Raw genomic sequence first — 14,604 nt, forward strand, 5'->3', positions numbered from 1 at the left:
GACTTATGCACCAGCTAACCCAACAACTCCGTCAGCTTACTTATCAACTCTTCCCCAATCTCAGAGAGCAATCCATTAATCGGCAGGAAGCGGCTCATATTGCCATGACCTATATTTACTTCCTATTTCCTTTTTTGATTGTGTCGGCAGTGTGGTTGTGGCTGGTTACAGATTGGTCGGTATTGGCAGACAATTGGGGCATTCTGCTATTTTTGCTATTCCTCATCTCGGTGCTGGATCAACGGCCGTTCGTCCTGCCCATCTCGCTGACCGACAAAATTACCCTGCCCTTCTCTACCTCGCTTTCTAGTCTTCTAAGCGTGACCATTTTACTCATCTTTGGGCCTTCGGCATTGTGGCTCATTTGGATTGCCGGGTTGGGATTATCTTTGCGTGCAGGCTGGCAAGACGGCCGTCAGCACAATTTGCCGTACTTTTTTGCGCTCAATAAATTTGTTCAATGGAATGGAACCACCATCTTTTTTCTTCTAATTTTGGCTACCGTATTTTCCTGGACCGGTGGAACATTCCCATTTGAGGCAACTAGCTTGGCCGATTGGCTGCCAGCTATATTGGGCGTTCTGGCCCTCTCTCTGGCACCAGTCATCATTTTTTATTTACCAACATGGAGCATTACCATCCAAAGTGGACAGCCGCTTAACCGGCAAACCTTTTTCCAGCTCATTGGAGGCGGCATTCTGCTATCAGCACTCACTGTCCCTTTTGGCCTGCCGCTAGCACTGGTATACGATGCCCAAAATTTGCCCCTGTTCATTTCGCTTTGCCTGGCTGTGGTCTTTACCAACATGCTCGCCTACTTCTTAAGCCAGTTCAACATGCTGACGCAAACGCGCAGCAAGGAGCTGCGTACGCTAGAAAATCTTGGCGAAACCCTCATTACGGCTCCCGCCGATGGCTCTACGTTGGAAGAAACGTTAGGGCAGCATCTATCGAATCTGTTCTCCAGCGACCATTTGGTCGTGCATTTGTTCCCAGAGGTGACTGCTGGTAAAGACCCTGCCTGGCCCACGTTTACACTGCAAACGGCCGTAAACTGGCCACCCGTCCCAGAGGAGTTATGGCAGCGCATCCGTAACGCTGAAGAAAACAACCTGGTAGACAGAGACGTACAGTTACCGGGGCAAAAGTCACCATCCGGGCATCGGTTTTTAGTGAAGATTTTGATTTCTGGCGAAGAGGAGGCAGTGGTGCGCTGCGTGGGCGCACTCTACTTGCAGCGGTCGCCTTCCCGCCGCACGCCGGGTCAGGTATTGCCCACGCTGCAAGAGCTGGCCAGCCAGATCGGCTCGGCACTGTACCGGGCGCAAACGCACCAGGAAACGTTGCAAAGCCAAAAGATGGCCCAAGAGCTAGCCTTTGCCGGGCGCATTCAGCAAAGTTTTTTGCCCAATGCCATTCCGCAGCATCCCAACTGGGATTTTGCCGCGACGCTCATCCCGGCGCGGCAAACGTCTGGTGATTTTTATGACTTTGTGCCGCTGGAAAACGGCCGTCTCGGTCTCATCGTGGCCGACGTGGCGGACAAAGGCACTGGGGCTGCGCTTTACATGGCACTCAGCCGCACGCTGATCCGCACCTACGCCATGCAGTTCCCTGATGCGCCGGGCAGGGCATTGCAGTTGGCCAATGAGCGCATCCTCACCGACACGGAATCGGACCAGTTTGTGACGGTTTTTTATGGGGTGCTGGATTTGGCAAACGGCCGTTTCACCTATGCCAACGCTGGCCACAATCCCACTTTTCATCTCAACGGCAGCGTGCAAAGTCTCACCAAAACGGGCATTCCGCTGGGCATGTTTGAAGGGATGGATTGGCAGCAAGAGACGATCCAGATCGGCGTGGGCGACAGCTTGATTTTGTACAGTGACGGTGTGCCAGAAGCGCAAAACAAGCTGCAAGAAGAGTTCGGCGAGGAGCGGATGCTAGCGATTGCGCAACAAAAGTTTGCCAACGCGGTGGCTTGCCAAAATGCCATTGCAGATGCCGTACATCAATTTGTAGAAGATGCGCCCCAGTTTGACGACATTACCCTGATGGTGGCAACCCGCATAAAATAGGAGCCATGCGTAAACGTTGGTTTTGGCTGCTTTGTAAAAGCGGAAATCTCTTGAAAATAAGCAGAACCGTTTTTCCCGCTTTTACTTGAGCAAATCACATCAAGGAGGGCTGCGTATTTGAAAAATCTTCTTGTGATTTGCTTAAATGGCTTGCTGATCTTGCTCTACGTCTGGGCCTTGGGAGAAGAAACGGCCGTCTCCGTTCAGGTCAGTAACGGCCGCTGCGTTGCCATCGTACCAGAGCGGCACATTGGCATTGATTGCCCCCAGGTGGGTGCTGGTAGCCAGGTGGGCTTGCTGGCTACCCAACCGGCCACCACCGGCACTATGCTGGCTAGCTATCCGCCACTCCGCTGGCTAGCCCCACACACTGCCTGGGGTGACCTCAACTTGTTCACGCCAGACGGCCAACCAATTTGGCGACGGCCGTTTGGCCAGATGGCCTGGGAGGAGTGGCAACTCATCAGCGGCGGCTGGCAAACACGCTGGGGCGAGCTGCACGGCCTGTCTAGCCAAAATAGCCTTGTTTTGCGCGAACCTGTGGGCGACAGCTTTATCCTCACCAGCAGCCTGCGTCGAGCAGAAGATGAGGCCGGGCTGCTGTTGCTCCATCCAGATGGGCACACGGGCCTCGTCTTTATCCTCGATGGGGAAAATCGGCGAGGCGTTTGGTGGGAATGGGAAAACGGCCGTCCCACCAACCCGCTCATCGGCATTCCCTTCCAAAAACCATTTATGGAGCAAGCCAAAACGTTGCTGCGCCTGCTGCTAACCGGACATCAGGCGGCATTGCTGCTGCTAGGAATTATGTGGGGGATTAAAAAAGCGGGAACACAGAGAGGCACGGAGAAGGCACAGAGGTTCACAGAGAAAATCTCCAATCTTGAATCTCCAATCTCTCCAAAAATTGCTGTCGTATTCCTCACATTCTTAACGTTCGCGCTCACCGCTCATATTGCCAGCGACGTGTTGGCTCGCGTGCCGCATGTGCAGGATTCGCTGACTTATCTTTTTCAAGCGCAAACCCTGGCGCGGGGCAAATTGTGGGCTGAAGCACCACCCTTACCCGAATTTTTTGAGCAAGAGTTTTTGCTGGTGCAAAACGGCCGTTGGTTTGGCAAATATCCCCCCGGCTTCCCGGCATTGCTGGCGTTGGGCGTGCTGCTGAACGCATCCTGGCTCATCAATCCGCTGCTAGCGACGCTGACGGTGCCGCTGCTGTATCAGTTGGGGCGACGGATGGGAAACGGCCGTACTGGCTTGGTTGCTGCTGGCTTGATGAGCCTCTCACCCTTTTTCCTCTTTCTCTCCGGCAGCCACATGGCTCATGCGGCGGAGCTGTTTTGGTTGAGCCTGTTTATGGTTTGTTGGTGGGTGGTCATAAAAGAAAGCCACAGAGGAACACAGAGAAATAAGAGGCTTGGCTTGGCTTTGGCGGCTGGATTGGCGGCGGGGATGGCTTTTCTGACGCGGCAGTTAACGGCCGTTGCCATCGTTGCCCCCTTTTTCTTGCTCACCATCTGGCACAGCCCGCTGCCCTGGCACAATCGCTTGCAGCGTGGCGCAGTTTGGCTGGCAGGGCTGCTGCCGCTGGTCGCTTTGCTGTTTGTTTACCAATGGGCCGTTACGGGCGACCCATTGCAAGACCCGCGCCTGCTGTACTGGCCGTTCGACCAGCTTGGCTTTGGCGACGATGTGGGTGAAGCTCCCAATCTGCTAGAAATTGCTTTTCTGGACGAGGAACCGGGCTATGCCGTGCTGTGGCGCACCGACCCCAGCCAGCCGCTGCGTGGCCACACTCCCCAGCGTGGCCTGCACAACATCCTGCGTAACTGGCAGGTGCTGCAAACCGATCTATTTGGCTGGTTACCCCTCCTGACGTTTACATTTTTGTGGCTGGGATTTATGCTGAAACTGCCTACCCGTGCTGACTGGATTCTGCTGGCCACGCTCGTTTCCCTAGTGGCTGCTGAAGCATTTTATTGGCACGCTGGCATCATGTACGGGCCGCGCTATTTGTATGGGGCGTTGCCAGCCTTGCTGCTGCTCACGGCGCGGGGGGCGCAAGTGTTAGCTGGTTGGCTGGGTAGACGCTGGGGCTGGCGGGTTACGGCCGTTCTGCTCACGCTGCTCATTTTGGGCAATCTTTTGACATTGCCCTCCCGCATGGAAGGGTATCGCGGCTTTAACTTTGTGGTGGGGGACAAGGTGGCTTTGGTAGAAACGCTTGTCCCGAGCAACGCCGAAGGAGCCACACCGCCCGACGAACAAGCCCTCATCTTCGTAGACAGCCCCACAGGCAACTGGTGGGAGTATGGCGAACTGTTTATGGGGAATGAGGTGATGTTGGCAGACGGCCGTCTCGTCTTTGCCCGCAACCTTGGCCACGAGGAAAACCAATCCCTCCTAAAACTATATCCAAATCACACGCCATATCTGTTTGCCAACGGCCAACTCATGCCTCTGATGAAATCCTAAGCCCTCAATTATAAAAACGCTTTTGCCCCCAAATCAGCAAGCGCTCCAGATAGCGGGATTTCATCTGCTCACTGGCCATCGCTTGTTTGATTGGCGGCAGCTTGAGAATCGTTCCTAAAATCGCAGCCATCGCCCGGTGGCTAATTAACGCCTCATTGTCGAAAATCAAATTCGCCAACATGCCCCGCTCGATAGCCATCACTACCGTCCGGTGCGTAGCATTAAGTGGCGTAAGAACCCGTTGCGGACGGGGTTCCATCTGAATTCCGTACTGCGGACAGCTATTCACGCAAACGCCACAACCAAGGCAGATTTCCTCATCTAACTTTGCCTTCTTCATCTTGGGACGATGGGGATTGTTGGCCGAAACCAGCGTCATCGCCTCCACCGGGCAAGCCGGGACACATTTGCCACAGCCATTGCAAACCGCCTCATCAATTTTGGGGATGAAGTTGGTTGTGTGGACAGGGTGTAGAAAGCCAAATTTTCTGGCGGCGATCATTGCTTCACAGCAGCAGCCACAGCAGTTGCAGATAAAGTTAACGCGTTCCCGCACGTTTTCGCCAAACTGCACCAGGCTGCGCGATTGCGCTTCTTGCAACAAATCCAAGCCTTCAGCTACGTCAACCTCACGAGCAAAACCATGTTTGATTAGGGAAGCGGCACTGTTGTTGAAGGTCATGCAAATATCCATTGGAGCTGCGCAGGCACGATCCATATGCTCCATTTTGTGCCGACAGTAACAGATGCCAATTCCACGATGGGAGGCCGTTTTGATCACTTCGCTAGCACGTTCATAATCAAGAACGTGTAAGGCATTGTCAGGCGAAAGAGCCGCCTCTTGCACAAAAACACGGCCAAGCTGTGTTTCCCCCTCGGTAAACAACGCCTTGATAAACTCCTCTTCGACGTTCATGTATTGATAAAAAAGCTCAGACAGTACCTTCTGGTTGATGTCACCACGTAAACGCATGAGGGAAAATTCAAAAAAGCCAGCCATTGGTGGCGGCAACACATATGTTTGCTGCTCACCAGGATTGACAATATCTACAAGAATTGCTCTTCCTGCCAATTCATCAAGTATTTTTTGCGCTTCGCTTTCACGCATCTGCCAAACTTGTGCCGCTTTCATCACCGTAAATGGCTTGATGGGTAGCAGGGCAACCAAGCCCGCTTCACGCTCACTGAACAGCATCTTGAGTATTTCGTACAGAACATCGGACGGGGGTGCGCCTTGAGGAAAGCGGTTGAGTCGGTGGATTAATTGATCAAAATTTGTTTTGAGTGTCTGATGAGCCATCTTGCCTACCCTCCCTGGAAAACAAGCTCCTTCGTCGAACCTGTGATAAAACAATTAACCTATTTTGAGTTGATAAAGGCAGGGTAAACAGTCTGACGACATTTGTCATCTGTTGTTTGTCACTTTGTTGTTAACCGAAATTCATTTTAGAATCTATCCAATAAAGTCACAGGCTTGTACTGAGCGAAGTCGAAGTAGGAAAAAGAGAAATCTGAGAAAGGAATCTTTGCCTCTAAGTTCTCTGTAAACTCTGTGGCCAATATTCGGACAGGTACTTATATAAAACAAAAAGTATCTTGGATTGGCTTAAGCGCACATTTGGCTTTTACTTGAGCAAACCACAGTGAAATCGCTCTTCGGTTCTCAAAATATCTTCTGTGGTTTGCATATGAGGCCAAGCGGCCGTTGCCACCATTCGGGTCATCGCACCAGATGGAGATAGCTATCTTATTCAACGCGCCGCAGGATAGAGCCTACACGTCACGTATTTTGGAGGAATAACTCATGCGTACTCCGACTCCGCCCGACCCGGCCACTTATAATGAACAAGTATGGCAGTTGGCCCGCCAAATTCCGCGCGGGCGCGTTGCCACCTACGGGCAGCTTGCTAAAATGATTCCGCCACCCGCTACTGTGAACCCGGATGAGTACAGAGCGTTTGGCCCACGCTGGGTGGGCAACGCGATGGCGGCCTGCCCCGCGAACGTACCCTGGCAGCGGGTCATCAACGCCCAAGGCAAAATCAGCCAGCGTCCCGGTGCTGAGATGCAGCGTCAACTGCTGGAAAACGAAGGGGTTCTCTTCAATAAGGACAAGATTGATCTGAAAGCGTACCAGTGGCGCGGCCCCGGCGAAGAAGAGCAGCCGCGTCAAGCCAGGCTTTTCTAGTAGCCGCAGCTCTTTTGGCGCGGAAAGACTCCGCGGCTACACAGATGTTTATTGCCACGCCGTTGTCTCGTCTAGCACCGCTTTCTCTTCTGGCGTTAACACAATAGAATCGCCCTGCATCGTATCTTCCAGTTGGGCAATGGAGTTTGCGCCGATGATGGCCGAACTGACGGCTGGGTTGGCCAGCACCCAGCCGATGGCCGTTTGGGCAATAGTGGCGTTGTGTGCCTGGCCGATCTCTTCGAGCTTGTCAACGGCCGTAAATCCTTGCTCATTCATATACCGATTGCGTACGCCCTCGGCCCGCGCTGAAGTGGGCAGCGGCGTGTCGCGGCGGTATTTGCCCGTGAGGAAGCCCCCTGCCAACGGGCTGTACGGAATGACGCCAATCCCTTGATCCAGGCAAAGCGGCTGGAGTTCGCGCTCAAATTCGGCGCGATGGACAAGGCTGTAATGGGGCTGCAAGCTGTCGAATCGAGCCAGATTCTTCACGTCGCTCACCCAGAGCGATTTGGCCAGCAGCCATGCCGGATAATTTGAACAGCCAATGTAGCGTATCTTGCCCGCCTGCACCAAATTAGTCAATGCAGAAAGCGTTTCGTCCAGTGGCGTCTCCTCGTCTGGCCAATGTACCTGATACAGGTCAATGTAGTCGGTTTGCAGACGGCGCAAGCTATTTTCTACCGACTGCATGATGTGTAGCCGCGACAGGCCCTGATCGTTGGGGCCATCTCCCATTTGGCCGCGCACTTTGGTCGCTAGCACCAGGCTGTCGCGGTGTACGCCGCTGGCCGTGAGCCAGTTGCCAATGATCTGTTCACTCACGCCGCCCTCGTTGCCGTCCACCCAGCGGGAGTAAATATCGGCCGTATCGAAGAAGTTGCAGCCCAGCTCAATGGCTCGGCTCATAATCGTGTGGCTGGTGGCTTCATCAGCCGACCAGCCGAACTGCATCGTTCCCAGGCAAATGGTAGAAACTTTCAGGCCCGTGCGGCCCAGTCGTCTAAATTCCATCTTGGTGCTCCTTTTTTTGCCACAGAGGGCACAGAGATTTTAGAGATTTGCTCTTAAATCTGTGGCAATCTGCGCTAATCTGTTTAGGACTTACACATTTGCCCTAACCAGACTACAAAAGTCTGGGTCTAATGGTGTTAATTCCAGAGAGAACAAGACTTTTGTAGTCTTCACTGCGTAAGTCCTGCTGTTGATTTATTTGGAAGTTGCCAGCACTAATAAGCGATCGCTGGTTTCGTCGTAGGGGGATTGGCCGTAGTCGCCCCAAAGGTGCAGCAGCTTGAAGCCAGCTTCTTGTAACAGCAGCTCCAGCTGATGCGGGTAGCGGTAATGGTACGCACCCGTGGCGACGGTGCGCTGCACGGGGCCGCCATTGGGAGCGGAGACGTCGTAAATCCAGGTGATGTGCAGGGTTTGAGCCACGGTGTCCAGCCGGTTGCTGGCCAGATGCACAATCAACTCCCTCGTCTCCGGGTCGGTGAGAACGTTTTCCAGGCTTAGGAGCGCGTCTTCGGGTGTGTTGGCCATGTCTACCGGATTGGCGAGGTCGATGAAGAGACGGCCGTTCTCTCCCAGTACCCCCTTCACCCGCCGCAGCATGGCCAACACCTGCGCCGTGTCCAGATGAAACAGCGTATTGTACGGCACGATGACCAGGCCAAATTTTGGATCATCTGGCAAGGCAAAGTTGGTCATGTCAGCTTGATGGAGGGTGATGCGGTTTTGAACGGCCGTATCCAATTGCTCTACGCTTCCCCGCGCCCGCGCCAGCATCCCGCCAGACAGATCTAGCCCGGTGACGGTATGCCCGGCCTGCACCAGCGGCAGCAGCAGCCGCCCGCTGCCGCAGCCCAGCTCTAGCAGCGGGCCGTTTGCCTGGGCGGCAATTTCAAGAATTAGCGGAATGTCGTCAGTTAAATTGGCGTGGGTTAGGTCGTAGAAGCGGGCAATGTGATCATACATGCCCCTATTTTACCGCAACCTCCCAGAGGTTTGAAAACTTCGGAAGGTTAGTTCTGCTCAACAAACTGCTTCAGGCCAGCCAGCAGCGCGTCCATTCCCTGGCGGTAATTGTTACGCACGTAGAGCCGATCCAACAATTGCCCTAGCAAGCCAAACTTCAGCTTGTATAGCGGCGACACGGTGACGACTGTTTGCTCGCCCTCCGGCCGCAGCGTGAAGCGAATATCCCCCTCGGCAAAAGGTAGGTTGGTGCCGGTGATGCGCATGGTGAGTTTTTCATTGGGCTGCCAAAGCACCACTTCCTCATCCAAATAATTTTTCCCGCCGAGGTCGCAAAAGCGCGTGGCCCCCATGCCTTCCGTTTGTGCCGAGGTGGTGTGCGAGGCACGCACGCCCGGATTCCATTGGTAAATCTCCCCGATGTTGCCCAATGCTTGCCATACGGCCGTTACTGGCGCGTCAATCGTTATCTCTGTGGCAAAACTACCCATCTATACCGCTCCTTTTCTTGATTTGCCTGCTTTATACAACAAAGAAGCGTGCCACCTCTATGAAAAATGGTGCCAATCAGTGCCAAAATGTAAAATCCACATGCCTCGACCCTACAATTTTCACCCACGTTACCCCCCAAAACAAAAAGCCCATCAGGGCAACCTGATGAGCTATAAAGGCCTGAATTAGCCACTACAGCTAGTGGAACTAGACGAAGTGCAATCAGCAAAGACAGGTGTGGCGGTAACGGCCAGGCCAGCCAGCATTAATACCAGGGCAGCAGCAGCTAACAAATAAACAACTTTACGACGAACGGTAAGGGTCATGCGATTTCTCCTTTTGCCAGATGTCTGGCTACACTTTGGCGACAGTTTGCCCAATAAAGAGGAGACTATTTACTTGCGGAGATTCCTATGAGCAAATTTGTCGTTGAATAAAATGGGCAATAATGTTGGCAACTGAGGCCAGTTTAAGTCGCAAGCAACCTCCCGGAGGTTTTGAACCTCCGGGAGGTTGGGTCACGAGTCAGCTAAACAAATATTGCTCAATGTCAGGCGGCAGCTCATCAATTCCGCGCAGATAGTCCAGCACAAATTCTTTATAATCTGTACGATTAGGGAAGAAATCGGTGACGAATTGATCATCAACCAACGTGCCCGACCGCTCATCCAGCCATTCTAAATAGTTTGAGTAGGGCCACTCTTCCAGCGTAGTCACCAGCCCAGCCTTTATCGGATTGCCATGTATGTAGCGACACAGGTGCAGCAGATACCCTTCATTGTCTACATGAACATCTTTGAAACGCCCTTCGAATAATGCCCCGGTACGGCCGTTCTGCCGATTCACCGCTTGCGCATACCCATTAAACAACACCCCCATAAAGTGACCGATTGACGTTTCTCCATCCTGCCGCAGCAGGAAATGGTAATGATTGGGCATGAGGCAGTAAGCAATGATAGCAATTGGGTATTTCTGGCAATACTTTTTCACCAGCCGGAGCAGATACAGATAATTTTCTTCGCTAAAAAAGATACGCTCCCGGTTCGCGCCCCGGTTGTAGATGTGGTAATAGTGGCCAGTGGTAAAACTGTTCTTGCGCCTGGGCATCGTCCCTCCAGCGAAACCTCCCGGAGGTTTTGAACCTCCGGGAGGTTGGTTAGGTGTTATTTCCCCTCCACGATGGCGATTTCGGTGGGGGTGAGGTTGTAGAGCTTGTAGACGATCTGGTCGATGAGGTAGTCGGTGGTGGCGAGGCGGTGGTTGAGGGCGGCGACGCTGGGCGCGTGCTCGCGGTAGACCTGGACGAGCTTGCTGAGGCCGCTAATGGTGCCGACGAGTTCTTTAACCATGCCTTTGAAGGCGTCTTCGTTCCAGCCGAGGGTGGCATCCAGGGTAATGGTGCTGCGGCTGGCTGCATCGACGTAGGGCCGTGCGGCGGGTACGTTTTTGTGCAGCGACTGCTCCCACTTACCTTTGTGGCGCAGCGTCTCGAATGGTTTGGGGTCGGTGACGCCTTCCAGGTCGAGCCAGAACGCTTCGAGGGCGGCTTGCTTTTGCTGGTTGAGGGTGATCATTTGCTCGGCGAGGTGGGCCAGGAGATCGTGGAGGGTGTCGTTGCGGTTGGCGGCCAGTTCGGCGTCAGCCCAGGCGAGGAGGGCGGGGGTGTTGCCCTGTTCGTAGTGGTTTTTAGCGGTGTTGACTACGGCCTTACGCTGACTTGGTGGCGTTGAAATTTCAATGTTCTTTACTGGAAGTGGTTTAAGATTTACAACTTTAACTTGAGCAAAAGTCCGATTTTCTTCAGGAGAATAAAATTGATAAAGAACATTCATTAAAGATGAGTTGAGGATTGCAAGAAGATAATGAATATGTAAATCGGTATTTGGGCGAAATAGATACAACGAATCGATAAGGAAGAGACCCTGATGATCAATACTTGCTACAATCGAATCACTTGTTTGCCTCAATAATATTTTGGGGTTTGCCTCAAGGAAATCTTCATTTGTGTTACTCCACATATTTGGCTTATCAAAGATCAAATATTCGCCAGCCCATTCTGTAGAATATCGATGAATATCTTTTCCTCTCAAAACTTTTACTGAGAGAGGATTGGTTGAATCTGTACCAATCCATTTTTTGTTATTTCCAGTACAAACCCCTTGGTAGAACTCTCCAAGATTTTCAAAAGGAGTACAGTCGATCTTTGATTTCTGTAGAAGGGAAAGCAAATGAGGGCTTGTTGTCCATTGAGACCAAGGTATTTGTAAAAAGTCCTTTTGTGTTACAGTTTCCCCTTTTACAGCCCTGAGATGCTCAGGTGTTGGAATATGCAAAACCTGAGTGAAGTTACTGTCAGGCTTACTCTTCTCCAAAATTATAACGGCGTTTCCTCCAGTTTCAGCATCCTCAAAAACATGATCTAACTGAACTACAGACTTTATGGATGTTTCGTTTGTTAGTTTCGTGCGAAGTGTTTTGTGGTAGTAGTAGTAAAGAATAGTCGAAGGATAAATAAAGCCGAAAAAACATCCGTTTGCCAAAACAGACATGCTTAGTTCGGTCATTAAGGAAAAAGTATTCGGAGCATATTCAACAAGATTAAAATTTTGCTCGTAATATTCTGACTCGCCTTCAGAAATCACTTGATACACAACAAAATCACTCTGCCTCCCCTTTCCTTCCTTAACAAACACCACGTAAGGCGGGTTGCCGATGACGGCGTCGAAGCCAGCGGCCGTTTGGCGGGAACGGCCGTATTCGTCAAAAAACACTTCGGGAAAGGCGAGCTCCCAATGGAAGTAGTCGTTGTCGGTGACGGCGGGGTGCTGCAAAAAGTGGTTGAGCCAAGAACCTCCGGGAGGTTGGGAACCTACCTCGCTTAGCAAATCTGGCTGGAAACCTCCCGGAGGTTGAGGTTGGGAAACTCCCTCGCTTAGCGAATCCGATGTGGAACCTCCCGGAGGTTGAGATGCTGCCTGTTGGAAACCTCCCGGAGGTTGTTGTAGCGGTTGAAGGTAGGCAGCCAGGGCGCGGTACTCTTCCGGGGTCATGGCGTTGCCGAAGTAGGCACTCACCCACAGGTCGGCCAGCTTGCGCCAGCGGGCGATGTGGGTTTGTTGCAGCTCCTGCCACATTTTCTCTTTCAAATGAACGTCTTCAATGCTGTTGGTCGTGGCCCGTTCAATGGCCATGACACCGCCTACGGCAAGGCTGGCGTCGCGGGTGAAGGCGGAGTCGTTAAATAAGGGAGATTGGAGATTAGAGATTGGCGTTTGGGATTTGCTATTTGGCGGGGCTTGCAAATCATCCAGCCAAGCACCGATGAGGCTGTCGCCGTGTTGCAGATGGTGGTCGAGGAAGCTGAGGGGTTTGTCGGAAGCGGCCGTTTTCAGCCAGAGTGATAGTTTGGCCAGCTCCACGGCCATTGGGTTTTTGTCTACGCCGTAGATGCAGGCTTCCACGACGCGCCGCTTCCAGTAGAGGAGATCGGTTTCGGGGTCCTCTGCTGTGGCCAGTCTCTGCGCATCTTGCGCAACCGTGCCACCCTGTCCCTCATGCGAGGAAGCTGGCGCGGTCGGAGACCGGCCAGAGCCACTATCAGGGATCACATACTCATCCGTGGCCAGGGCAATTGCCAAAAAGTTCATTGCCTCGACGAGAAAGTGGCCGGAACCCATCGCCGGGTCTAGCACATTAAGCGCCAAAATCTCCTGCACAAAAAGGGCGGCACTTTGACGCTGGCGTTCGGCTTCGTCCAGCGATCCGGTTTGCCGAATCTGCGCCTTGACGCGCTCGCGGGCTTGTTCCACCAGCGGCCCCAGCGTGTTTTCGACAATGTATTCCACGATGTAGTCGGGCGTGTAGTAAGAGCCGGTGGCTTTGCGCTCCCCCTTGTCGGTGGTCAGATACAGTTCCCCCGGCTGGCGAGCGGCACCGACAGTTTTGCTGCGTCCTTTTTTGGCGTTTGGCACCCAGGTTTCCACCCCTTTTTTGCGGATCGTTACCATCTCCTCACGGGCGACGGCCACCTTGTACTCCAGCAGCCCTTCGTAAATAGAGCCAAGCTGGCGCACGTCCAGGGTGCGGTAGTCGACGGCCTGGAAGCCCCGGAAACGGCCGTCTTCACGCACGCGCCGGTAAGCCAGGTAATCAATCGCCTGGGCCAGGGCGCGATCGCCCACAAAATGCGTTTCCAAAAAAGAATGCTGGTCAGCCTCGAACAGGCCGCCGTTGTAGCGCGGGACGCCCAGTTCGGCGTTAAATTGGGCATCCCGCCCGCTAATCAGCCGGAACAGCTCTTGCAGCCTGTCCCAGCGGCGGCGGCCGGTGGTGGGCAGCCCATCCAACCGGTCGCGTTCACGGTTAATGTCGCCTGCCAACGTTTGCAAGCTGTATTCATTTTTGTAGGTGGGGTTGCCCATCGGCAGCAGGGCACGAGCTTCACCGTAGAATAAAAATAGCAGGCGGTAGAGCAGGTAAAGGCTGTTTTGGTACACCTGGTCGCGGTGGGCGGCGTTTTGGGCGTCCAGGCTGGCATCCCCGGCGAAAAAGCCAATGATAAGCTGCTCTAGCGAGCGGTAGGCATTGTCACGCAGATCGGCTTCCAGGGCGATGGCGTAGGCCCGGCTCTGGCTGAGTGCTTCGTCGAGAAAGATATTGCCGTGGGCATCTGGCGTAAACGCCTTTTGGTTGAAGAAGGCCCAGAAGAAGGTGGCGACCGCCAGCCCGGTGTTGGTTTCTGCCGGGGCGTGCAGGGCGGCCAGCAGGTCAATCTCGAAGTATGTTTCCAGGGTGCGGGATGAATTTTTGTGGACCAGTCGCCAGAAACGGCCGTTGCTCACCACGCCCCAGGTCACGCTGCTCAACGTCAGGTAAGTGTCGATCTGATACATCGGATTCTGGTCGTCGAAGCGGGGCAACGGGCCGCTCTTTTTGCTCAGGTTCACCGTCCACTTTTTGGCTTCCAGCAAGGCGAGGACATCTTTGGTATAAAGAGGTGTATTTTGGTGGGGAACGGCCGTTTGCCGGGCCGCCTCATCTGGAAACAGGGCAAAATCTGGCTTTTTGATTTTCCCTTTCAGACCAGGAATCGATGCCTGCCCTTCCCACACATGCCCCAACTGAACCAGTATTGGCTTGATCCAGTTATCTTCCAACTGCGATTCATTGTAGTTGGTCAACTGGTCTCTTTCAGCGGCGTACAGGTCGCGCAGCCAGGCCAAAAAATAGGCAGCGGGCGTTTGCCACGCTTTCCATTCTGGCGTGCGGCGCAAAATCTCTTGCAGGTAATGGTCGGAAAATAGAGATTGATTATTGTGGGAGCCAAAATCAAGCCGTGGCTGGAAGGGAGTATCTGGCATAGAACGTTTCCTTCTTCATTTTTCAGAATGT

The 14,604-nt window shown here is 53.3% G+C and carries 10 protein-coding genes; 3 read left to right on the forward strand and 7 right to left on the reverse strand.

What is annotated here, in order from left to right; translation table 11 throughout:
• Positions 1–5 precede the first annotated feature (5 nt).
• Positions 6–2,078, forward strand: a complete 2,073-nt coding sequence (locus ACOQPU_RS10825; RefSeq protein ID WP_420645119.1) for a PP2C family protein-serine/threonine phosphatase — start codon at positions 6–8, stop codon at positions 2,076–2,078.
• Between the two features lie 117 nt (positions 2,079–2,195).
• Entirely contained in the window at positions 2,196–4,556 is a 2,361-nt protein-coding gene (locus ACOQPU_RS10830; protein ID WP_420645120.1) for an ArnT family glycosyltransferase, read from the forward strand.
• Between the two features lie 4 nt (positions 4,557–4,560).
• On the opposite strand, the gene ACOQPU_RS10835 is transcribed toward ACOQPU_RS10830, so the two are convergent.
• Positions 4,561–5,856 (reverse strand): 4Fe-4S dicluster domain-containing protein, encoded by a 1,296-nt coding sequence (locus ACOQPU_RS10835; RefSeq protein ID WP_420645121.1) that lies wholly within the window; start codon positions 5,854–5,856, stop codon positions 4,561–4,563.
• A gap of 504 nt (positions 5,857–6,360) precedes the next feature.
• Here ACOQPU_RS10835 and ACOQPU_RS10840 point away from each other — a divergent pair.
• A complete protein-coding gene (locus ACOQPU_RS10840; RefSeq protein WP_420645122.1) occupies positions 6,361–6,744 on the forward strand; it encodes an MGMT family protein in 384 nt (127 codons plus the stop codon).
• 48 nt (positions 6,745–6,792) lie between these two features.
• On the opposite strand, the gene ACOQPU_RS10845 is transcribed toward ACOQPU_RS10840, so the two are convergent.
• The 6 genes from ACOQPU_RS10845 to ACOQPU_RS10870 form a co-directional block, all read right to left on the reverse strand.
• Positions 6,793–7,758, reverse strand: a complete 966-nt coding sequence (locus tag ACOQPU_RS10845; RefSeq protein WP_420645123.1) for an aldo/keto reductase — start codon at positions 7,756–7,758, stop codon at positions 6,793–6,795.
• 195 nt (positions 7,759–7,953) lie between these two features.
• Positions 7,954–8,721 carry a class I SAM-dependent methyltransferase gene (locus ACOQPU_RS10850; protein WP_420645124.1) on the reverse strand — a complete coding sequence of 256 codons (768 nt, stop codon included), beginning with the start codon at positions 8,719–8,721 and terminating at the stop codon, positions 7,954–7,956.
• Positions 8,722–8,768: 47 nt separating this feature from the next.
• Positions 8,769–9,212 carry an SRPBCC family protein gene (locus ACOQPU_RS10855; protein WP_420645125.1) on the reverse strand — a complete coding sequence of 148 codons (444 nt, stop codon included), beginning with the start codon at positions 9,210–9,212 and terminating at the stop codon, positions 8,769–8,771.
• 186 nt (positions 9,213–9,398) lie between these two features.
• Positions 9,399–9,539, reverse strand: a complete 141-nt coding sequence (locus ACOQPU_RS10860) for a hypothetical protein (protein WP_420645126.1) — start codon at positions 9,537–9,539, stop codon at positions 9,399–9,401.
• 199 nt (positions 9,540–9,738) lie between these two features.
• The gene (locus tag ACOQPU_RS10865; RefSeq protein ID WP_420645127.1) at positions 9,739–10,320 is read right to left on the reverse strand and encodes an REP-associated tyrosine transposase; all 582 of its coding nucleotides are present in this window, start codon (positions 10,318–10,320) and stop codon (positions 9,739–9,741) included.
• Between the two features lie 56 nt (positions 10,321–10,376).
• Entirely contained in the window at positions 10,377–14,573 is a 4,197-nt protein-coding gene (locus ACOQPU_RS10870) for an Eco57I restriction-modification methylase domain-containing protein (protein WP_420645128.1), read from the reverse strand.
• Positions 14,574–14,604: the final 31 nt, after the last annotated feature.

Source organism: Candidatus Leptofilum sp. (assembly GCF_965223285.1).
GTDB lineage: Bacteria > Chloroflexota > Anaerolineae > Promineifilales > Promineifilaceae > Leptofilum.